This window comes from Pseudomonas fluorescens, from assembly GCF_001307155.1.
Lineage (GTDB): Bacteria > Pseudomonadota > Gammaproteobacteria > Pseudomonadales > Pseudomonadaceae > Aquipseudomonas > Aquipseudomonas helvetica.
Map to the genome: position 1 here is coordinate 1,624,402 of NZ_CP012830.1, position 20,997 is coordinate 1,645,398.

Annotated in this window: 18 protein-coding genes and 1 tRNA gene; 15 read left to right on the top strand and 4 right to left on the bottom strand. The window is 58.8% G+C overall.

Annotation, left to right across the window (positions count from 1 at the left end; genetic code table 11):
- Positions 1-58 precede the first annotated feature (58 nt).
- From AO353_RS07390 to AO353_RS07455, 15 genes are all read left to right on the top strand, one after another.
- Complete coding sequence (locus AO353_RS07390) at positions 59-3,802, top strand: EAL domain-containing protein (protein ID WP_054594324.1); 3,744 nt, start codon at positions 59-61, stop codon at positions 3,800-3,802.
- 15 nt (positions 3,803-3,817) lie between these two features.
- A tRNA-Ile gene (locus AO353_RS07395) sits at positions 3,818-3,894 on the top strand.
- 346 nt (positions 3,895-4,240) lie between these two features.
- Entirely contained in the window at positions 4,241-4,741 is a 501-nt protein-coding gene (locus AO353_RS07400; RefSeq protein WP_054594325.1) for a hypothetical protein, read from the top strand.
- 10 nt (positions 4,742-4,751) lie between these two features.
- Positions 4,752-4,994 carry a hypothetical protein gene (locus AO353_RS07405; RefSeq protein ID WP_054594326.1) on the top strand — a complete coding sequence of 81 codons (243 nt, stop codon included), beginning with the start codon at positions 4,752-4,754 and terminating at the stop codon, positions 4,992-4,994.
- A 1,085-nt stretch (positions 4,995-6,079) separates the two neighbouring features.
- Positions 6,080-6,874, top strand: a complete 795-nt coding sequence (locus AO353_RS07410) for a hypothetical protein (protein ID WP_054598193.1) — start codon at positions 6,080-6,082, stop codon at positions 6,872-6,874.
- A 107-nt stretch (positions 6,875-6,981) separates the two neighbouring features.
- The gene (locus AO353_RS07415; RefSeq protein ID WP_008067391.1) at positions 6,982-7,443 is read left to right on the top strand and encodes an Lrp/AsnC family transcriptional regulator; all 462 of its coding nucleotides are present in this window, start codon (positions 6,982-6,984) and stop codon (positions 7,441-7,443) included.
- A gap of 140 nt (positions 7,444-7,583) precedes the next feature.
- Positions 7,584-9,266, top strand: a complete 1,683-nt coding sequence (locus tag AO353_RS07420) for a flavin monoamine oxidase family protein (RefSeq protein ID WP_054594327.1) — start codon at positions 7,584-7,586, stop codon at positions 9,264-9,266.
- 12 nt (positions 9,267-9,278) lie between these two features.
- Positions 9,279-10,073 (top strand): carbon-nitrogen hydrolase family protein, encoded by a 795-nt coding sequence (locus AO353_RS07425; protein WP_054594328.1) that lies wholly within the window; start codon positions 9,279-9,281, stop codon positions 10,071-10,073.
- 48 nt (positions 10,074-10,121) lie between these two features.
- A complete protein-coding gene (gene pqqF / locus AO353_RS07430; protein WP_054594329.1) occupies positions 10,122-12,605 on the top strand; it encodes a pyrroloquinoline quinone biosynthesis protein PqqF in 2,484 nt (827 codons plus the stop codon).
- A gap of 138 nt (positions 12,606-12,743) precedes the next feature.
- Positions 12,744-12,818 (top strand): pyrroloquinoline quinone precursor peptide PqqA, encoded by a 75-nt coding sequence (gene pqqA, locus AO353_RS29560; protein ID WP_003194766.1) that lies wholly within the window; start codon positions 12,744-12,746, stop codon positions 12,816-12,818.
- A gap of 85 nt (positions 12,819-12,903) precedes the next feature.
- On the top strand, positions 12,904-13,815 hold the full coding sequence (gene pqqB / locus AO353_RS07435) for a pyrroloquinoline quinone biosynthesis protein PqqB (RefSeq protein ID WP_054594330.1): 912 nt from the start codon (positions 12,904-12,906) through the stop codon (positions 13,813-13,815).
- A 165-nt stretch (positions 13,816-13,980) separates the two neighbouring features.
- On the top strand, positions 13,981-14,733 hold the full coding sequence (gene pqqC, locus AO353_RS07440; RefSeq protein WP_054594331.1) for a pyrroloquinoline-quinone synthase PqqC: 753 nt from the start codon (positions 13,981-13,983) through the stop codon (positions 14,731-14,733).
- Positions 14,730-15,005 (top strand): pyrroloquinoline quinone biosynthesis peptide chaperone PqqD, encoded by a 276-nt coding sequence (gene pqqD, locus AO353_RS07445; RefSeq protein WP_054594332.1) that lies wholly within the window; start codon positions 14,730-14,732, stop codon positions 15,003-15,005. Before pqqC ends, pqqD begins: the two co-directional genes overlap by 4 nt.
- Positions 14,977-16,152 (top strand): pyrroloquinoline quinone biosynthesis protein PqqE, encoded by a 1,176-nt coding sequence (pqqE, locus tag AO353_RS07450; protein ID WP_054594333.1) that lies wholly within the window; start codon positions 14,977-14,979, stop codon positions 16,150-16,152. Before pqqD ends, pqqE begins: the two co-directional genes overlap by 29 nt.
- Positions 16,118-17,950, top strand: coding sequence for an alpha/beta hydrolase family protein (locus AO353_RS07455; RefSeq protein WP_054594334.1), 1,833 nt, complete (start codon positions 16,118-16,120; stop codon positions 17,948-17,950). The genes pqqE and AO353_RS07455 overlap by 35 nt, the downstream gene beginning before the upstream one ends.
- 80 nt (positions 17,951-18,030) lie before the next feature.
- Here AO353_RS07455 and AO353_RS07460 read toward each other — a convergent pair whose 3' ends face one another.
- The 4 genes from AO353_RS07460 to AO353_RS07475 all read right to left on the bottom strand — a co-directional run bounded on the left by AO353_RS07460 (position 18,031) and on the right by AO353_RS07475 (position 20,927).
- Positions 18,031-18,351: a helix-turn-helix domain-containing protein gene (locus tag AO353_RS07460; protein WP_054594335.1), complete on the bottom strand. Its 321-nt coding sequence runs from the start codon at positions 18,349-18,351 to the stop codon at positions 18,031-18,033.
- Positions 18,344-18,700, bottom strand: a complete 357-nt coding sequence (locus tag AO353_RS07465) for a type II toxin-antitoxin system RelE/ParE family toxin (RefSeq protein WP_054594336.1) — start codon at positions 18,698-18,700, stop codon at positions 18,344-18,346. The genes AO353_RS07460 and AO353_RS07465 overlap by 8 nt, the downstream gene beginning before the upstream one ends.
- A 254-nt stretch (positions 18,701-18,954) precedes the next feature.
- Positions 18,955-20,232 (bottom strand): aspartate aminotransferase family protein, encoded by a 1,278-nt coding sequence (locus AO353_RS07470; protein WP_054594337.1) that lies wholly within the window; start codon positions 20,230-20,232, stop codon positions 18,955-18,957.
- The gene (locus AO353_RS07475) at positions 20,229-20,927 is read right to left on the bottom strand and encodes an MOSC domain-containing protein (RefSeq protein WP_054594338.1); all 699 of its coding nucleotides are present in this window, start codon (positions 20,925-20,927) and stop codon (positions 20,229-20,231) included. Before AO353_RS07475 ends, AO353_RS07470 begins: the two co-directional genes overlap by 4 nt.
- Between the last annotated feature and the right edge of the window lie 70 nt (positions 20,928-20,997).

A 20,997-nucleotide genomic window follows, 5' to 3' on the forward strand; every position in this document is an offset into this window, starting at 1 on the left:
CCGCCGTCTAGCCCGTCTACACTCGAAACATTCCCCCCCAAGCCATAACGAGACCGTTATGCCCAGACTGCCGGCCGTGCTTTTGCTATTGCTGATGACCTGGACCACAACGGCTGGCGCGCTGACTCTGAGCGACGAAGAACGTGTCTGGCTTGCGGCTCACCCGGAACTTCGCCTGGGTGTCGACGCTTCCTGGCCACCGTTTGAATTTCGCGACGAGCAAGGCCGATACCAAGGCCTTGCCGCTGACTACATCAACATCGTGCGTGATCGCCTGGCAATCAAGGTCACGCCCATTGAGCCTGTAAGCTGGACCGAAGTCCTGAAACAGGCCAAACAGGGCAAGCTGGACCTCTTGCCCGGAGTCATGTCGACGCCCGAACGGCAGAGTTACCTCGCGTTCACGCGGCCCTATCTGGACTTTCCGATCGTCATCCTGGCCCATGTGAAAGGTGCACAGCCGCACAAGCTGGAAGACCTTTACGGCCTGAAAGTTGCCGTCGTGGAAAACTACGCCCCCCATGAACTGCTGCGCACCCACCATCCTGACCTCAATCTGGTCCCCATGCCCAATGTCAGCTCGACCTTGCAGGCGCTGGCCACCGACGAGGTCGACGCGGTAGTCGGCGATCTGGCCTCAAGCGTCTGGAGCCTTCGCCAACTCAAACTCGACGGGCTCTACGTCAGCGGCGAAACGCCGTATCGCTACCAATTGGCGATGGGCGTACCGCGAGACGACAAAATGCTGGTCGGTATTCTGGATAAAGTACTGGCGGACATGAGCCCGGGTGAAATCAGCGCCATCCAGGAGCATTGGGTCGGGAATGTCCTCGACCACCGCACCTTCTGGTCCGACCTGCTGATGTACGGCTTGCCCGGCGTACTGCTGCTGGTCACCGTTCTGGTCGTGGTAATTCGCATCAATCGCCGCTTGAGCTCGGAAATTTCCCGCCGGGTAGCCCTGGAACAGGAGCTGCGCACCAGCGAATACCATTACCGCGGCCTGGTGGAGAGCCTTTCGGCAATAGCCTGGGAAGCGCGAATCAGCGATTTTACGTACAGCTACGTATCTCCCCATGCCGAAGGCCTGCTCGGTTACCCCCTGTCCCATTGGCTGATTCCGGGTTTCTGGCGCAACATCATCCACCCCGCCGACCTCACGCGCTCCCAGGCATTTTGTGATCACGAAGTACTTGCCGGACGCGATTACAGCCTCGATTACCGGGTGATCACTGCCGATGGACGCTGCCTCTGGGTACGCGACATCGTCAGCCTGATAGAGCACGGCCACGAGCCAATACTGCGCGGGCTGATGATCGACATCAGCGAAGCCAAAAGAACCGAAGAAGCCTTGCGCCTCTCCGAGCAGAAGTTTGCCTCGGTGTTCCAGCAATGCCCGGACATTCTGGTCATTGCACGCCTGTCCGACGGTTGCCTGCTGGAGGTCAACGAGGCGTTCGAAGAGCAAATCGGCCTCACTGCCGGAGAAGTGATCGGACGGACCGCCACCGAGCTGAACATCTGGGGCATCGCCGGTGTCGGCCCCGGGCTCTTGCAGCGCTTGCAAGCCGGCAGTATCCGCAATCTGGAGATGCCCTTTCGTCGCAGTAATGGCCAGGTGTTCACCGGCCTGATCTCCGCCGAACCCTTCCAGCTCGACACCACCCCCGCACTGGTCGTGGTAGTGCGTGACATCAGCCAGCTCAAGGAAACCCAACAACAACTGCAAACCTCTGAAGAGAAATTTGCCAAAGCCTTTCATGCCTCGCCTGACGGCTTGTTGCTGTCACGCGTGAGCGACGGCCTGCTGATCGAGGTCAATGAAGGCTTCAGCCGCATCACCGGCTTCAACAGCGCAATGTCGCTGGACCGCTCGACCTTCGACCTCGGCATCTGGGTCAACCTGAATGAACGCAGGCAGATGCTCGACCTGTTGAAACGCGACGGCTTCGTGCGTGACTTCAGTTGCCATATACGCCGCAACGATGGGCAGATCCGTCTCTGCGAGATGTCCAGCCGGCCGCTGCCGATTGGCGATGACGATTGCATGCTGACCATCGCCCGGGATATCACCGAGCGGCATCTGATGCAGGAAAAACTACAACAGGCCGCCACGGTATTCGAGAGCACCGCAGAAGGCGTATTGATCACCGACACCCAACAGCACATCAGTGCCGTCAACCGCGCGTTTACCGAGATCACCGGCTACAGCGAAACCGAAGCCCTGGGCCATACGCCAAGGTTGCTCGCCTCAGGCCTGCATGACAGCGCCTTTTACGCGGCGATGTGGCATCAACTGACCGCCGAAGGGCATTGGCAGGGCGAAATTTCCAACCGGCGCAAGAATGGCGAGCTGTACCCCAGCTGGCTGACCATCAGCGCGGTGCGCAATAAAGACCGGTTCATCACCCACTTCGTTGCGGTATTTGCCGACATCTCCAGCCTCAAGCACGCTCAGGCCAAACTCGACTATCAGGCCCACCACGATCCATTGACAGGGCTGCCAAACCGGACGCTGTTTGAAAGCCGCCTGCTGACCGCACTCAACAACCAGCAAGAAAACGGTGGCCAGGGCGCAGTGCTGTTCCTTGACCTCGATCGCTTCAAACACATCAACGACAGCCTGGGTCATCCGGTTGGCGACCTGCTGCTCAAAGGCATCGCGGTGCGGCTCAAAGAGCAACTTCGGGACATCGATACCGTGGCGCGGTTGGGCGGTGACGAGTTCATCATCCTGCTGCCGGGCCTGCAGCAAGCCAGCGACGCCGACCATATTGCCAACAAGCTGCTGAACTGCTTCACCGCGCCCTTCCAGGCTGGCGAGCATGAGTTCTTCATCAGCGCCAGCATTGGCACAAGCCTCTACCCCAATGACGGCATCGACGTCGCCACGCTGGTCAAAAACGCCGATGCCGCGATGTACCGCTCCAAAGCCAAAGGTCGCAACAGGGTTGAAAGCTATACCCGCGACCTGACCGCACAAGCCAGCGAACGCGTGGCACTGGAGCATGAACTGCGCCGCGCAATCGAGCGCAATGAGCTGACGCTGTTCTATCAACCCAAAGTGAGTCTCAACCATCCGCGCCTGGTAGGCGCCGAAGCCCTGATCCGCTGGCGGCATCCAGCTTTCGGCGATGTTCCGCCCGAGCACTTCATCCCGCTGGCCGAAGAAAACGGCATGATCCTGCAAATCGGTGACTGGGTACTGGAACAGGCCTGCCTGCAGATGCATGAGTGGAACCAGCGCTATGAAAGTTTCGGCCCGCTATCAGTCAACCTGGCCGGAGCACAACTACGCCAGCCGAACCTGCTGGTCCGCATCGAACAACTGCTCAAGGACAACCGCCTCAAACCGGGCTTCCTGCAACTGGAAATCACCGAAAACTTCATCATGAGCCAAGCCGAAGAGGCACTTGAAGTCCTGCATCAACTCAAACGTCTGGGCGTGCAGTTGGCCATCGACGACTTCGGCACCGGTTATTCCTCGTTGAGCTACCTCAAACGCTTGCCGCTGGATTTCCTGAAAATTGACCAGTCCTTTGTCCGCGGACTGCCGGACGACCCGCACGATGCCGCCATTGTCCGCGCAATTATTGCCCTGGGCCGCAGCATGCAATTCACGATCATAGCCGAAGGCGTTGAAACCCACGCGCAGCAGCAATTCCTGACTTCCGAGGGTTGCGAACAGATCCAGGGCTACATCGTCAGTCTGCCTCTACCCGCCGACGAATTCGCCGCAACCTTTCTTCGTATCGCAGTTTCAGACTTTTCGGATAGCACAGCCGGGAAACCATCGCTATAATCCGCGGCCTACTGAGGGCCTATAGCTCAGTTGGTTAGAGCAGAGGACTCATAATCCTTTGGTCCACGGTTCAAGTCCGTGTGGGCCCACCAAACTCGAAAGCCGCGCACTGCGCGGCTTTTGTGCATCTGAGACATTCACTCTCGATGGATCATTTCCTTTCAATTCACTATCAGTGTCCACAAAACGTCCACAGAGACCGCTGGCCCTATCAGATACCGAGCGTGAATGGACGGTATACCCACCCCTCAACATCCTCACCATCGATCTCCACAGATACATGACACCCGTTTGAGGTGCTATCTGCCGGGGAGTTGGCTTGCTGGCGATGAGACCCGTGCAGACGTCAAATTCCCCGGGGCCTCACATCACAGACCGTTTGCATCTTAGTCACCGCTTGTAGAAGATCATCGTCTTTTTGCACGAATGGATACGCGCATGAAGTTCGAGAAGACCACGCAGTACAGGTCCGAGGAAGGGATCGTCTTCAATCTGTCTCAAATCACCCTCATGGAAAGCGACCGAGGTCGCCTGCGCGAGCTGCACTTTGGCGAAGCGAAACGCGCCCATTACCAAGTCAACAGCATGGTCGTCGATATGTACGACCGAATGCAGGCTCGAAACCTGCCATGCCTGCTGACAGTCTGCATTTCCAATCCCCTGACCCGGCAGCAGGCCGATGCTATCAGCACTATGCGCGGCAACGTCGCCAAGGGAATTGCTGCGGCCTCAGGTGGCGTTGCCGGGAAGGTAGGTGCGTTGGGCGGGCCGCTCATTGGCTGGGCTTCAGGTGCAGTCGTGACGACAGGTGTCAACTGGTACCTCAAAGGGGCCCTGCCGAGCCTGCATGCAGGTGACGTGCTGGTCAGCATCGAGGGAGAGGTCCATGGCGGGATTGGCCCACAGCGCTCTGTCGTGACGCTGGTCATCAAGGTCTGAGGAACTGCACATGCCCTACATCATGCAAACTGTCGTCCTTCTGGTGCTGGGCGCGATCCTCGTTCAGTTTCTGAAACCATACCCGCTGCGCAAGTGGCTGGGTTTGGCGCTGCTGGCAACGGGCTTGGTCAGCATTTTCAAGGTTGGTGAGCAGCAGGTGCTGGGCTTTGACCTGGAGCTGCTAGCACTGCTGGCCGTGCCGCTGGGCGTGGTGCTTTTCCTGACGCGGCGGCGGTTCACGGAGGGGGACTGAAGCCCTGGCACGATTTCTCGGTGCCGTCTCTGACCCAAAATCATATGGGACAACAGTCGATCAACAGCGCGTTGATCGATGATCTTAGCGTTGGACCTTGCCGGCGGATTGGGGGGTTACTTTGAACATACTGGTAACTCCTAACGTAGGTTAGATGCCGCCAAAATCACTGCTAAATGATGGGTGGCGGCTGTAACGCAGGTCAGGTGCAGTCGGAAATGTGTAATGCCACATTGACCAGCCTCGCCAACTCTGCGGGCGCGGCCTAATTCTGATCCTAGACAGCACGGATCTAGCGCACATGAAAGGTCACCGCAATCGCCAACCTTTAAAGTCAGACTATACGCATGCCTTAGGCCAAGCCGCGTTTTGCTTCTCGATCTGTGAATGGAACGTGGTTTGGAGCTGCGAGAGAATTAGCCCGGGGGCACTACAGAAGATCGTGGGCGAAGAATTCACTGCGGGGCGAATTGCGAAACTCAAAGACTGCAAAATCAGTACAACCACGGTACAGTATTCAGCTTGAGCAACCTTCTCAAAATTACGCTTAACACCACGTATTACAGGGCCTCCAGCTATGCCAACCTACGTTCGCCTACGAACGCTTTCTCTAGGCATATCAGCTCGCCCAGCAACTCATAATCCTTTGGTCCACGGTTCAAGTCCGTGTGGGCCCACCAAACTCAAAGCCGCGCATTGCGCGGCTTTTCTGTAACCATGAGAAGTCCGGGACACCAAGCCCATGGCATTTACGCCATGCATTTGGCGAAAAAAACGTCTACAGTTCACGATTGCATGACGCCATACATACCCAGCGCAATGTCTTGTGCATTTTTGAGTTCGCGCGCCCTGGCGCAAGTAGCAGGTCATCGGTCGGCTCGATAGAAAACCCACGTCGCACGAGCGTGTCGGGCTTGGTATTCGAGACCCTTTCCTGACCCACATTCGATATCAAGCGCTCATCAGCGCTACATCGAAGCCCCATGACGAATGACGCGCTATCAGATATCTTGAAATTCGGTATCGATGCCAATCACCGACAAGAATAAACAATCGATGCCATTGGCATGACCAACGGACACCTGATGAACGCAAGCGAAAAATATTTCATGATCGATAACAAACTTAGTTATGTGAACGGGTTCAATGAGTGTCACAACATAGAAACAGGAACTGTTTTCATCATTGCCTCCGGCAGTTCCGCCAAAGACTTTCCCATTGAAGAATTCGCTCATGTTCCGATGATCACAATGAACGGCGCGGTCGCACTTTTCGAGGGCACCGCGATCCAGCCGTTTTTCTACGCTTGTACGGACATGAGCTTCCCGACTCAGCAGCCCGAACTATTTTCGCACGCGATGCAGATTAGCCAGCGAGTCGCCTTGTGGGAGGAATTCATCCGGCGAAACAGCATTCGACCTCACGGCAAGCTATACGCGCTAAAGTCGGCAGCTAAACAATCCTGGGTCGATTCGATCTTCAAAAAGAACAACGATCTCGTACGCAGTCGTTCTATTTTTGGCCACCGAAGAAAGAGCATCGGGTTTAGCAAAAATCTCAGCGATGGCTTTTTCGACTCCCGCACCGTGGCTTATCTTGCTCTACAACTTGCCTACCATGCCGGTTTCACCAAGGTGATCCTGGTCGGGGTTGACTTGCAACAATCCAGTGGTCGGTTCTATGAAACGGCTGATAGCCGCATATCCCCGTGTGAACTCGATCAACATTTCCACACCCGAATTCTTCCGTCATTGAAGTTGATGTCGAAAAAAGTCATGAACAAGAACTTCTCTGTCTACAACCTCTCTGGCAACTCTAGAATCCCCGACAGCGTGATACCCAATATAAAAATTCAAGAAGTCAGGGCCTTGGTCAAATGACCTGCATCATGCAGGCGTTCTGCGTGTAAACCGATCCATCGCACAGCCCTTTACGGCTCACCAGTCGGTAACATGCTCGCCACCGAAATGTGCCGCCGGAGATGACCTTGCCTGATACCCGCCCTCCCGTCCTCGACGAAATCGACCGCCAACTGATCGCGGCCTTGCAAATCAATGCTCGTGAAAGCGTGGCCATGCTCGCCCGGCAATTGGGGATTGCACGCACGACAGTGACGTCACGCCTGGCGCGGCTGGAAAAGGCCCGGGTCATTACCGGCTACGGCGTGCGACTCGGGCAGCGAGTGGTCGATGGCGGTTTGCAGGCTTATGTCGGGATCACCGTGCAACCGCGCTCCGGCAAGGAAGTACTGCGTCGGCTCAGCGCCATGGCGCAGGTTCAGCAGTTGTGTGCGGTCAGCGGCGAATTCGATTACGTGGCCTGGCTGCGTACCGATTCACCGGAACAGCTCGACCAGTTGCTCGACCAGATCGGCAGTGTCGACGGCGTAGAAAAAACCACCACGTCGATCATCCTCAGCAGCAAAATTGACCGTGGCCAGCCAGTTTGATCGATCATCTCGTCATATTGCACAAACAATATGCAGAACGACGACACATTGCGTCTTATTAACGTGCTCTACGCTCCCTAGAATGGCGACAGTCTTTTCCTATACTCAGCACCGAGTGCGAGTCCCCAGCAAGGTCAGCCATGAACAAGAACAATCGCCATCCTGCAGACGGTAAAAAACCAGTCACCATTTTCGGCCCGGACTTTCCATTCGCCTTTGACGACTGGATCGAGCACCCGGCTGGCTTAGGCAGTATTCCTGCGCACAACCACGGCGCGGAAGTGGCGATTGTCGGCGCAGGTATCGCGGGGCTGGTGGCCGCTTACGAGCTGATGAAACTGGGCCTCAAGCCGGTCGTCTATGAAGCTTCGAAAATGGGTGGCCGCTTGCGCTCCCAGGCCTTCGAAGGCGCTGAAGGGATCATCGCCGAGTTGGGTGGCATGCGCTTCCCGGTGTCGTCCACTGCGTTCTATCACTACGTCGACAAGCTCGGTCTTGAGACCAAGCCTTTCCCTAACCCGCTGACCCCTGCCTCCGGCAGCACCGTCATCGACCTGGAAGGCCAAACCCATTACGCACAAAAACTCGCCGACCTTCCTGCACTGTTCCAGGAAGTGGCTGACGCCTGGGCCGATGCACTGGAAGACGGCTCACGCTTTGGCGAAATTCAGCAAGCGATCCGCGATCGCGATGTACCGCGCCTCAAAGAGCTGTGGAACACCCTCGTTCCGCTGTGGGATGACCGGACCTTCTACGACTTCGTCGCCACCTCCAAAGCCTTCGCCAAGCTGTCGTTCCACCACCGCGAAGTGTTTGGCCAGGTCGGTTTCGGCACCGGTGGCTGGGACTCGGACTTCCCGAACTCGATGCTGGAAATCTTCCGCGTAGTCATGACCAACTGCGACGATCACCAACACCTGGTGGTCGGCGGTGTAGAGCAGGTGCCGTTGGGCATCTGGCGCCATGTGCCGAAGCGCTGCGCTCACTGGCCGGAAGGCACCAGCCTTAGCTCGCTGCACAACGGTGCACCGCGCACCGGGGTCAAACGCATCGCGCGCGCCGCCGATGGCCGCTTCAGCGTGACCGACAACTGGGGTGATACCCGCGAATACGCCGCTGTGCTGACCACCTGCCAGAGCTGGTTGCTGACCACTCAGATCGAGTGCGAAGAGTCGCTGTTCTCGCAAAAAATGTGGATGGCCCTGGACCGCACCCGCTACATGCAATCGTCGAAAACCTTCGTGATGGTCGACCGGCCATTCTGGAAAGACAAAGACCCGGAAACCGGTCGCGACCTGATGAGCATGACCCTCACCGATCGCCTGACCCGTGGCACCTACCTCTTCGATAACGGCGACGATAAGCCGGGCGTGATTTGCCTGTCGTATTCGTGGATGAGCGACGCGTTGAAAATGCTTCCGCAACCGATCGAAAAACGCGTGAAGCTGGCGTTGGATGCACTGAAGAAGATCTATCCAAAAGTCGACATCGCTGCGCGCATCATCGGCGACCCGATTACTGTGTCCTGGGAAGCCGACCCGCATTTCCTCGGTGCATTCAAAGGCGCCCTGCCCGGTCACTATCGCTACAACCAGCGGATGTATGCACACTTCATGCAACAAGACATGCCCGCCGAACAGCGTGGGATCTTTATCGCTGGCGACGATGTTTCGTGGACACCGGCCTGGGTCGAAGGCGCGGTACAGACCTCGCTCAACGCGGTATGGGGCATCATGAATCACTTCGGAGGTAAGACCCACGTTGAAAACCCAGGCCCGGGCGATGTGTTCCATGAAATCGGCCCGATTGCCCTGCCCGAGTAAGAGGACTCCGAAATGCGCGTAGCGCTCTACCAATGCCCGCCGCTGCCGCTCGACGTTGCCGGCAATCTGCAGCGCCTGCAAAAGCTTGCGACAGAGGCCAAAGGCGCCGATCTGCTGGTGTTCCCGGAGATGTTCCTGACCGGCTACAACATCGGCGCCGAAGCGGTTGGCGCGTTGGCCGAGGCGCAAGACGGCACTTGCGCGCAGTACATCGCGAGCATCGCCAAGGCCTCCGGTATCGCCATTGTGTATGGCTATCCGGAACGCGCCGAGGACGGGCAGATCTATAACGCCGTGCAGTTGATCGATAGCCGGGGCCAGCGTCTGGCCAACTACCGCAAGACTCATCTGTTCGGCGAGCTCGATCATTCGATGTTCAGCGTTGGACCGGATGAGTTTCCATTGGTGGAACTCAACGGCTGGAAGCTGGGCTTTTTGATCTGCTACGACCTGGAGTTTCCGGAAAACGCCCGGCGCCTGGCGCTGGCCGGCGCCGAGCTGATTCTGGTGCCGACGGCGAACATGATTCCCTACGACTTCATCGCCGATGTCACCGTGCGCTCACGGGCCTTCGAGAACCAATGTTACGTGGCGTACGCCAATTACTGTGGTCACGAAGGCGAGATCCACTACTGCGGTCAAAGCAGCATCGCCGCACCGGATGGCAGTCGCATCGCCCAGGCCGGCCTGGATGAAGCGCTGATCGTTGGTACGCTGGATCGCCAACTGATGGTCGATTCTCGTGCCGCCAATCGCTACTTTCTCGATCGTCGACCAGAACTCTACGGCGAGCTGAACAAGCGCTGATCCCATGTTTTCGCTAGCATGAGCACATCTTAAGTAGCGGAAGTGCTCATGCCTGCGCCGACCCACCTTCTCCCTCACGTCGAAACCCTGGCCAACGGCCTGCGGGTTTCGCTTCGTCATGCGCCCGGTTTGAAACGCTGCGCCGCGGCTTTACGGGTTGCTGCTGGCAGTCACGATGCGCCGCTGGCCTGGCCTGGGCTGGTGCACTTTCTTGAACACCTGTTCTTTCTCGGCACCGAACGCTTTCCTGCTGACGATGGGTTGATGGCCTACGTGCAACGTCACGGCGGGCAACTGAACGCCAGCACCCGCGAGCGCACCACCGACTTCTTCTTCGAACTGCCGCCTCAGGACTTCGCCGGAGGGCTTGAGCGTTTGTGCGACATGCTCGCCCACCCGCGCCTGAATCCGGATGATCAGTTGCGTGAACGGGAAGTACTGGAAGCCGAGTTCATTGCCTGGTCTCAGGATACTGAGGCGCAACGACAGGTCGCATTGTTCGATGGGCTTGCATCAGATCATCCGTTGCGCGGTTTCCATGCCGGCAATCGCGACAGCCTGGCGGTACAGCAGCCTGAGTTTCAACAGGCCTTAAGCGCGTTCTATCAGCGTTTCTACCAAACCGGTCAAATAACTCTGAGCCTTGCCGGTCCGCAGTCTGTGGATGAGTTGCGTAGCCTGGCCGAGCGTTTGAGCAGCGCCTTCGCCGTCGGTAAACAGCAACCGCAAAGCGCCCCGCCCGCGTTGATGGCAACCGCAAACAACAGCTATCAACTGGCCGACGAACGCAGACTCAACCTGCTGTTTGCATTCGAAGCCTTGCCGAACGCATCCCGTGAAGCGCTGGATTTTCTCTGCACCTGGCTGAACACGTCGAAACCGGGAGGCGTCTTCGCCGAGTTACGCCATCGCCAATTGATCGACAACCTGAAGGCGGCGCCGCTGTACCAATTCGCCGGACAAGCACTGCTGCAGGTTGAGTTCAACCTGACAGCCAGTGCCGCAACGCAGGCCGGGATAATCCGTGAGCTGCTGGGTGATTGGCTGAGCTTCTTCGCCGACGCTGCCGACTGGTCGAAGCTGCGCGAAGAATATGCCCTGCTGCAACAGCAAAAGCGTCAAACCAGCAACGCCTTGGCACTTGCCCGACTGGACAGTGAGAAGCTTGAACCAGAACTGTCGGATTCGGGTGCCATTGCGCTTAAAGCCATAGTTCAGCAGATGAGCCCGACACCTGTGGATAACCTGGATGTCGTCTGGCAACTGCCACCCGCCAATCCGTTCCTGCGTTCGGCCGAAGTGCCAGCACCAGCCGGTTTGATCCGTGGACAAACCAGCGCCCATCGCGGCTTGCGCACGTTTGCCCAGGATCGCACGCGCGGTCGCCGTGAGCGCTCGCCGATGCAGTTCAACCAAGGTCTCGCAGACGATAATGGCGAAGCGGCGATTTGCCTGCGTTGGCGCCTCGACTCCGCACCGCCAGCCAATCTTCAGCCGACACTGGCCCGCAGCCTGCAAGGCCTGTGCGATGACGCCAGTCAGGCATGCGTCGAGCTGTCCTTCAGCGAAACGGGCAATCAATGGTTGCTGAAAATGAGCGGACGGCATGAGCCGATGCCGGCGATTCTCGAACAGGCGCTGCTGTGTCTGATGAATCCCGCCGCCGATGCCTGGCTCAGTACCGAGTCGTCAGCACCGCTGATCGCGATCCGGCAATTGCTTAAGGTGTTGCCAGCACATTGCCTGGGACAGGATTCGCAGCCGACATCGCAGCCTGCCGGTGCTGATGTCCTACAGCAGATCTGGGCCACTGCACGCTGGGATGGATTGGCCGCAGGTCTGCCGGCGACCGTTCAAACAGCGATCACCCGCGCCTTGAGCCGCGTGCCTGGCATTCCTGACAGTGAGATGACCGCGCCCGCCTCCATTGCCGGTCCACGCCTCTGGAGCGAAGTGCCCAGTGACGCCAACGAAAATGCACTATTGCTGTTTTGCCCGACGCCCACTCAGGATCTGGCCGACGAAGCCGCGTGGCGCCTGCTCGCGCAACTCTGCCAAACGCCGTTCTATCAGCGCCTGCGGGTCGAACTGCAATTGGGTTACGCAGTGTTCAGTGGGGTCCGTCAGATCAATGGGCTGACCGGGCTGCTATTCGGCGTGCAATCGCCGAGCGCATCGGTGAAAGAGATCCTCGAACACATCGAAGCCTTCCTGAAGCAACTGCCTGAACTCATCTCGACGCTCGATGATGCGTCCTTGATCAATCAGCGCCAGACCTTGGCCGAGCAGCTCGACGGCAATCTCATCCCGTTTGCCCAAGCCTTTGAACTAGTGTGGCAGGGCAAACTGGGCGGCCATTCGTCGGATTACCTGCCTGAGCTGCAACAGGCCGTGTTGCTACTGAATCGCACAGCGTTGCTCGATGCAGCAAAGCGCCTGATTCACGCAGCAGGTGGCCGCAGATGCCTGGCCACCAATGCCTGCCCGGACGGCACCTGGCAACCGACAGCCCGATCATTACCGGGGTTGTAATGGGCTTTCTTCGAGAGATGTCTCCAATTTGCAGAAACGTTTCAGTAACATAGCCCGGCAAACCTCTGAACATCTCCTGCGGGAGGTGGGCTATAGGTATAGAGTGAATTTTTCTCACGAGCCTGAAGGAACGTTTTTATGACTTGGTCCAAACCTGCTTACACCGACCTGCGTATCGGCTTTGAAGTCACCATGTACTTCGCCAGCCGTTGATACTGCCCTTGGGTAGAACATGCGGTACAACGCCTCGGCCCGTCCGGGGCGTTTTTATTTTCAGCGTTGAAGTGATGGAGCAACCATGTTTGTCCAGATTCTAGGTTCCGCCGCCGGCGGTGGTTTTCCGCAGTGGAACTGCAACTGCGTTAACTGCGCAGGTTTTCGCGACGGTAGCCTGCGGGCCGAAGCGCGTACCCAGTCGTCTATCGCTATTTCCGATGACGGCGTGAACTGGGTCCTGTGCAACGCCTCGCCGGACATTCGCGCGCAGCTCCAGAACTTCGCCCCGATGCAACCCGGCCGCGCCCTGCGTGATACCGGCATCAGCGCAATCATCCTGATGGACAGCCAGATCGACCACACCACCGGCCTGCTGAGCCTGCGCGAAGGCTGCCCGCATCAGGTCTGGTGCACTGACATGGTCCATGAAGACCTCAGCACCGGCTTCCCGCTGTTCACTATGCTTACCCACTGGAACGGCGGGTTGAACTGGAACCGCATCGAGCTCGACCAGAGCTTCACCGTCCCGGCCTGCCCGAACCTGCGCTTTACCCCACTGCCGCTGCGTAGCGCCGCACCGCCCTACTCGCCACATCGCTTCGACCCACACCCGGGCGACAACATCGGGTTGATCGTCGAAGACCTGCGTACCGGCGGCAAGTTGTTCTATGCGCCAGGGCTGGGCAAGGTCGATGCGCCGTTGCTGGAGATCATGGCGGGCAGCGATTGCCTGCTGGTGGACGGCACGCTGTGGGACGACGATGAAATGCAGCGCCGCGGCGTCGGCACCCGCACCGGTCGGGAGATGGGGCATCTGGCACAGAACGGCCTCGGCGGTATGCTCGAAGTGCTGGAACAACTGCCACAGCAGCGCAAAGTGCTTATCCACATCAACAACACCAACCCGATCCTCGATGAGGACTCGGTCGAGCGCGCCGAACTGGTTCGACGCAATGTTGAAGTGGCCTACGATGGCATGAGTATCGAGTTGTAAGAACGGAGACCGCTACGCGGTCTATCGCAGGCAAGCCTTGCTCCTACGAGACCTTTGGCGAGCGCGCAAATGGCGTGCGACGCAATACTGTAGGAGCAAGGCTTGCCCGCGATGAGGCCAGAGCAGACACCACAGAATCCAACGGTTATTCCCCGGAGAACCGAAATGACTGACACACCACTCTCTCCCGCCGAGTTCGAACAGGCGCTTCGGGCGAAGGGCGCCTACTACCACATCCATCACCCGTATCACGTGGCGATGTACGAAGGCCGGGCGACCCGCGAGCAGATCCAGGGCTGGGTTGCCAACCGTTTCTACTATCAGGTGAATATCCCGCTCAAGGACGCTGCGATTCTGGCCAACTGCCCGGACCGTGAAGTCCGTCGCGAGTGGATTCAACGCCTGCTCGACCACGACGGCGCGCCCGGTGAGGACGGTGGTATCGAAGCCTGGTTGCGCCTCGGCCAAGCCGTTGGCCTGGACCCGGACCAACTGCGTTCCCAGGAACTGGTGTTGCCCGGCGTGCGTTTCGCGGTGGATGCCTACGTCAACTTCGCCCGCCGGGCCAATTGGCAGGAAGCCGCCAGCAGCTCGCTGACCGAACTGTTTGCGCCGCAAATCCACCAGTCACGCCTGGACAGCTGGCCGCAGCATTACCCGTGGATCGATCCGGCCGGTTATGAGTATTTCCGCACCCGGCTGGGTCAGGCGCGGCGCGATGTCGAGCACGGTCTGGCAATCACCCTGCAGCACTACACCACCTATAAAGGCCAGCAGCGCATGCTGGAAATTCTCCAGTTCAAACTGGACATCCTTTGGAGCATGCTCGATGCCATGAGCATGGCCTATGAACTGAACCGCCCGCCTTATCACAGCGTGACTGAGCAACGGGTCTGGCATAAAGGGATCGCCTTATGAGTTTCGACCGCAGCAAGACCCCGCGCTGGCGTCCCGGCTACCGCTTCCAGTACGAACCGGCGCAAAAAGGCCACGTGCTGCTGTACCCGGAAGGCATGATCAAACTCAACGAAAGCGCCGCGCTGATTGGTGGCCTGATCGACGGTAAACGTGACGTCGCGGCGATCATTGCCGAACTGGACGCCCAGTTCCCCGGCGTCCCCGAACTCGGTGACGACATCGAGCAATTCATGGAGGTCGCCCGTGCAGAGCACTGGATCGAGCTTGCCTGAATCAGCGGCGCTGCCATTGCCGCCCAAACCCGAGATCGGCCTGCCGCTATGGCTGCTCGCCGAGCTGACCTACCGCTGCCCGCTGCAATGCCCCTACTGCTCGAACCCGCTGGACTTCGCCGAGCAAGGCAAAGAGCTCAGCACCGAGCAGTGGCTCAAGGTGTTTCGCGAGGCACGGGAAATGGGCGCGGCGCAGTTGGGTTTCTCTGGCGGCGAACCCTTGGTGCGTCAGGACCTCGCCGAGCTGATCGCCGAGGCTCGAAAACTGGGCTTCTACACCAACCTGATCACCTCGGGGATTGGCCTCACCGAGCAGAAAATCAGCGACTTCAAGAAGGCCGGTCTCGATCACATCCAGATCAGTTTCCAGGCCAGCGATGAACAGGTGAATAACTTGTTGGCCGGTTCGAAAAAAGCTTTCGCGCAGAAACTCGAAATGGCCCGCGCGGTAAAAGCCCACGGCTATCCGATGGTGCTGAACTTCGTCACCCATCGGCACAACATCGACAAGATCGACCGCATCATTGAGCTGTGTATTGCCCTGGAAGCCGACTTCGTCGAGCTCGCCACCTGCCAGTTCTACGGCTGGGCCCAACTCAACCGCGTCGGTTTGCTGCCGACCAGGGAACAGCTGGTGCGCGCCGAGCGCATCACCAATGAATACCGGGCCAAACTCGAAGCCGAAGGTCACCCGTGCAAGCTGATCTTTGTCACCCCGGACTACTACGAGGAACGCCCCAAGGCCTGCATGAATGGCTGGGGCAGCATTTTCCTGACCGTGACCCCGGACGGCACCGCCCTGCCGTGCCACGGCGCACGGCAGATGCCGGTGCAATTCCCGAACGTGCGCGATCACAGCATGCAGCACATCTGGTACGACTCGTTCGGCTTCAACCGCTTTCGCGGTTACGACTGGATGCCCGAGCCGTGCCGCTCCTGCGACGAGAAAGAAAAGGACTTCGGCGGCTGCCGTTGCCAGGCCTTCATGCTCACGGGTAACGCGAGCAATGCCGACCCGGTGTGCAGCAAGTCGGAACATCACGGCGTGATCCTCAAGGCCCGCGAAGAAGCCGAGCACGCTACCCAGACCATCGAGCAACTGGAATTTCGCAATGAACGGAACTCACGCCTCATCGTTAAAAGCTGAACCCTTGAGCGCCCTCAAAGCCGTAGCGGCCGGCGTCGATTTCACTGACTTGTGCGTCGGCGCTCAGGGTTTGTTCTGGAATGAGTACCGCCCCGAAGACGGCGCCTGCCGAATCTGGCATTGGCGCGACAACACCGCCCATTGCCTCACCCCGCCGGGGTTCAGCGCGCGCAGTCGAGTCTATGAATACGGTGGCGGGTCGTTTTGCTTGAGCGATGATGGCGTGGTCTTCGTCAACGAAACGGATCAGCAGCTGTATCGGCAATCGTTGGCCGGTGAAATGCCGCAGGCGTTGACCATGGGGGAATGCCGTTACGGCGATCTGCAATTTGCCGACGAGCAGGTACTCGCCGTCGAAGAACAAGGCGATCAACATCGCCTGGTGGCCATAGATCCGGCAGACGGCAAACGTCAGCTGTTGGCCGAAGGCGCAGACTTCTACTCGGCTCCAACCTTGAGTCCGGATGCCGGGCGGTTGGCCTGGATCGAATGGAGCCGGCCGCATCAACCCTGGACCGCGACCCGCTTGATGGTCGCCGAGCGCGATGCCAACGGCGCTTTCGGCCGGCCGCGCTGCGTAGCGGGTGACGCGTCTGAAGAGTCCTTGCAACAGCCTCGCTTCGATGATGCCGGCCGCCTGTATTGCCTGACCGATCGCGCCGGATTCTGGCAGCCGTGGGTCGAAACCGGATCAGGCTTGCAGCCGCTGCCCAGCAGCGACGCGGATCATGCTCCGGCGCCTTGGCAGCTTGGCGGTTGCACTTGGTTGCCGCTTGACGAAAAGAACTACCTGGCGAACTGGACCGTGGAGGGTTTCGGACGCCTTGGGCTGCGCTCTGGTGATTCCGTTGAGGATTTCACCGGCGATTACAGTCGCTTCCGAAATCTGGCGCTGGACCAGGAATCTGTCTACTGCATCGCGGCTTCGCCGGTCAGCCCTTCCGCGGTGATCGCCATCAACCGTAAAAGCCATCAAGTCCGGGTGTTGGCGGGCGGAGTGGCACCGCTGCCCGCCAAGCACATCAGCCAGCCGCAAACACTGCGCTACCCCAGCGGTACCGGCGAGGCCCATGGTTTCTTTTATCCGGCCATGACCGATGTCGCCAAACCACCGTTGCTGGTGTTTATTCATGGCGGGCCGACGTCGGCGTGCTACCCGATGCTCGATCCGCGAATCCAGTACTGGACACAACGCGGCTTCGCGGTCGCCGACCTTAACTATCGCGGCAGTAGTGGATACGGTCGCGCCTATCGGCAGGCGCTGCACCTGAGCTGGGGCGACGTGGATGTCGAAGACGCCTGCGCCGTGGTCGCCTACCTCGCCGGGCAAGGTTTGATCGACGGCGATTACGCGTTCATTCGTGGTGGCAGTGCCGGCGGTTACACCACGCTCTGCGCGCTGGCATTTCGGGACGTCTTCAGCGCGGGCGCCAGTTTGTACGGCGTCAGCGACCCGGCGGCCCTGGGCCGCACCACCCACAAATTCGAAGGTGACTATCTGGACTGGCTGATCGGCGATCCGCAGCAGGATGCCGAGCGCTACGTCGCCCGCACACCGCTGCTGCACGCGAGTGAAATCCGCGTGCCAGTGATCTTCTTCCAAGGCGAACTCGACGCTGTGGTGGTACCGCAACAGACCCGCGACATGCTCAAGGCCCTGCAAGACAACGGCATTTCCGCCCAGGCCCATTACTATCCGGACGAACGCCACGGCTTTCGCAAGGCCAGCAATCAGGCCCATGTGCTGGAGCAAGAATGGCTGTTTTATCGCGAGGTGATGGAGCAGAAGAACGCCTGACCGCAGGCGGGGGACAGAGTGTCTTGAAAAGATCGCAGCTACCGGGCTGCGATCCGGGCTTGCAGCACTTGCCGATCAACTCAGGCCAGTATTTCCAGTCCATGCTTCTGCACGATGCTCAGCAGCTTCAATGCCATCCCGCTGGGGTGCTTGTCACCCGTTTCCCACTGTTTGACGGTAGAAGCGCTGGTATTCAAATAGCGGGCGAACACCGGTTGGCTGACATTGTTACGCTCGCGCAGTTGCTTGATCTGTTCGGCGGGAATCGCCTCTGGCACCTGTGCCAGGCATGTCTCATCGAACTGGCGCATGGTGGTCTTGCTGATAGCGCCGATCGACAACAATGCAGTGGCCGAATCGTGAACCGACTCAAGGGCTTCACTCTTGAACTTCTTACTCATGATGTACCTCCACAAACTCCCTCATATCCAGCAGTTGCTGGACTTGTGTGTCACTCAACCTCTCGTAGGCTTTGGCCAACTCTCGAAAGGCAGCCAACTCCGTTTGGCTGATGTTGCTCTGGTCTTTCTTGGCAAACAGAAACTGGTAAACCCAGTACCGTCCCCCCTTGGCCAGAACAATCGAACGGTGACGGTTTTCGCTCAAGCGCTTTTTCCAGACGCCACCTCCCAGACTGTCTGCCTGTCCTTTAAGCAACTCGCGGAACGCTGACCTGAGCTCGTCATCGCCGATCCAGGCTTTGCCTGCCTGGACGGTAAAACGCCTTGTCTTGAACAGCCTGATCGTCATGGACATCCCTTCCCATTACCATACCACTCAGTGGTATATATTTACAAACCAAGCCATCCGCAGAATCAATGCGTGATGGCATCGGCAGTCCTCGCCGACTCCGCCAAAAAGCCATTGTTCTGGCAATCACTCAAGCACTGAGTAGGGTTTGGAAAATCGCTGAGACAAAAAAACGCCCCATGCCAAAAAAATCAGACATGGGGCGACGCGTTATACCGCAAGACGGTTAGGGAATTAGAGAAGGGCCGGTCTGTTCAGACCGCGATGCCTTTGCGACATTGAAGTTGGGCCGTGCGCACCCGGGAAAAGGCTCGGGCCAGGCGCAGGAGCATTTCGTCGATATTGGTCTTGCTGACTGTCAGCGCCGGTGTGAACCGCAGGCAATCGGGTTTCGGGGCGCTCAACAGCAAACCTTCGTACAACGCCGCGTTCACCACCGCGTCAGCCGAATCGTCGCTCAGTGTCAGCCCCCAGAGCAGCCCCTGGCCACGCAGTTCACCGTGCCCGTAACGGTTGGCCAATCGGCCCAAGCCTTCGCGCAGGTGTTGAGCGCTATCGCGAACCTGTTCGAGGAAGCCGTGATCCAGCACGCTGTCCAGAACTGCCAGCGCCGCCGAGGCCATCAACGCGTTGCCGTGATGGGTGCCATCCAGCTCGCCCGGCTCGAGGCAGCAGGCTTTACCGCGCGCCAGAAGCGCCGCCACTGGCACCCCGCCGCCCAGCCCTTTGCCCAGCACAACAATGTCGGCGCGCACGCCATAAAACTGTTCGGCGAGCAGACTGCCGCAACGGCCAATCCCGGTTTGCACTTCGTCGAGAATCAGCAAAATCCCCAACTCACGGCATAGGCGCTCGACACCTTTGAGGTAATGCCCGGTCGCCGGAACCACCCCGGCGGCGCATTGGATCGGCTCAAGCAGGATAGCTACGGTTTGCGCATCTACCGCCGCATGTAACGCAGGCAAATCATTGAACGGAACGTGGCTGAAACCCGGAAGTTGTGGCTCAAAGCGATTGTTCTGACAGTCCGACGCGGACATGGCTGCAAAGCCGTGACCATGGCAGCTACCGCTGGCGGTGATGATTCGCGATGCACCGCCACGATGCAGTTGCCCCCATTTGCGCGCCAGCTTGATCGCCGCCTCGCAAGCTTCACTGCCACTGTTGAGCAGATAAACCTTGTCGCTGCCGGTACTGGCGCACAACCGTTCGGCCAGATTGAGTTGGCCACGGTTAAGCAGACCCGAACCCGGATTGATCAGCGTTTGCGCTTGAGCGGAGATGGCTTTGATCAGCACCGATGGGCTATGGCCGAGGCTGTTGGCCGCGCCACCTTGGGTGAAATCCAGATACGCGCGGTCATCACTGTCCCAGAGCCAGGAACCCTGGCCGCGAACGAAAACTTGCTGGGGTCGCTCGACACTGGGCATCAGGCACTCGCTGGAAAGGTTGTCGTGCCTGGAAGGCCGAAAATGCTCCACCACCAGATCATCCAGGCTCGGCTGTTGGCGACGCAGGCTGAACAGGTTCATGCGCGCATTCCCTCAAGCGGCGAACCCAGCAGACGCGAAGACCAATCCTCGACGCGCCCGGTGCGTAAACGTTTGAGTGCAATATCACGCCAGCGCGAAGACAGCGCCGGGCAGTCGACGAGCTTTTTCAAACCGGCATGCTCAAGCGGCTCTCGATAAAAACAGCGCAACGCCCAGGCCACAGTCAGGCCGGGGTAACTGCGCTGGATCAGCTCGAACGGCTGATCGGCGCTGACAAAACCAGGCTTGAGAACGCGGTAGAACCAGCCGCAGCGCCCTGTATCCTGCGCCAGTTGCGGCAAGATCGGCACACCCAAGCGGTGGCTCAACCGATAACACGGTGAGCGCGGTTGGCTGACCTGTAACAACGCACCGCCCCAGCGAAACATATCGCCCAGGCACACCTGCTCTTCGGTCAGGCCGCGGGTTGAAAGGTTTTCACCGAAGGCCGGAGCGTTCCAGTCGATCTGTGGATAACGTTTGCGCCAGTAAGCGTAGTGTTCGGACGGGTAATGATGCAGGGCGCGTTCGGGGCCAGTATGAAAACGCGGATCGCCGTGTTCATCGCTGCCCAGGCCTTGCGGCCATAACCAGAGTCGATTGGCAATCCGCTGTTTGTCGGTATCGCAGATCAAACCCTGTCCGAGATTTTTTGCCTTGCCTATGTAAACACCATCAACGTAAACGGTATTCATCGCGCTTTCTGGCCCTGTAAGCCTTGTGAATGCGGTTAGACTAGGCTTCTGTCAGGCGCTGAGCCATTTC

Excerpts from the sequence above, each read along its gene's own strand:
- AO353_RS07390 (WP_054594324.1), top strand. The coding sequence starts at position 59 with ATGCCCAGACTGCCGGCCGTGCTTTTGCTATTGCTGATGACCTGGACC.
- AO353_RS07400 (WP_054594325.1), top strand. The coding sequence starts at position 4,241 with ATGAAGTTCGAGAAGACCACGCAGTACAGGTCCGAGGAAGGGATCGTC.
- AO353_RS07405 (WP_054594326.1), top strand. The coding sequence starts at position 4,752 with ATGCCCTACATCATGCAAACTGTCGTCCTTCTGGTGCTGGGCGCGATC.
- AO353_RS07410 (WP_054598193.1), top strand. The coding sequence starts at position 6,080 with ATGAACGCAAGCGAAAAATATTTCATGATCGATAACAAACTTAGTTAT.
- AO353_RS07420 (WP_054594327.1), top strand. The coding sequence starts at position 7,584 with ATGAACAAGAACAATCGCCATCCTGCAGACGGTAAAAAACCAGTCACC.
- AO353_RS07425 (WP_054594328.1), top strand. The coding sequence starts at position 9,279 with ATGCGCGTAGCGCTCTACCAATGCCCGCCGCTGCCGCTCGACGTTGCC.
- pqqF (WP_054594329.1), top strand. The coding sequence starts at position 10,122 with ATGCCTGCGCCGACCCACCTTCTCCCTCACGTCGAAACCCTGGCCAAC.
- pqqB (WP_054594330.1), top strand. The coding sequence starts at position 12,904 with ATGTTTGTCCAGATTCTAGGTTCCGCCGCCGGCGGTGGTTTTCCGCAG.
- pqqC (WP_054594331.1), top strand. The coding sequence starts at position 13,981 with ATGACTGACACACCACTCTCTCCCGCCGAGTTCGAACAGGCGCTTCGG.
- pqqD (WP_054594332.1), top strand. The coding sequence starts at position 14,730 with ATGAGTTTCGACCGCAGCAAGACCCCGCGCTGGCGTCCCGGCTACCGC.
- AO353_RS07455 (WP_054594334.1), top strand. The coding sequence starts at position 16,118 with ATGAACGGAACTCACGCCTCATCGTTAAAAGCTGAACCCTTGAGCGCC.
- AO353_RS07460 (WP_054594335.1), bottom strand. The coding sequence starts at position 18,351 with ATGAGTAAGAAGTTCAAGAGTGAAGCCCTTGAGTCGGTTCACGATTCG.
- AO353_RS07465 (WP_054594336.1), bottom strand. The coding sequence starts at position 18,700 with ATGACGATCAGGCTGTTCAAGACAAGGCGTTTTACCGTCCAGGCAGGC.
- AO353_RS07470 (WP_054594337.1), bottom strand. The coding sequence starts at position 20,232 with ATGAACCTGTTCAGCCTGCGTCGCCAACAGCCGAGCCTGGATGATCTG.
- AO353_RS07475 (WP_054594338.1), bottom strand. The coding sequence starts at position 20,927 with ATGAATACCGTTTACGTTGATGGTGTTTACATAGGCAAGGCAAAAAAT.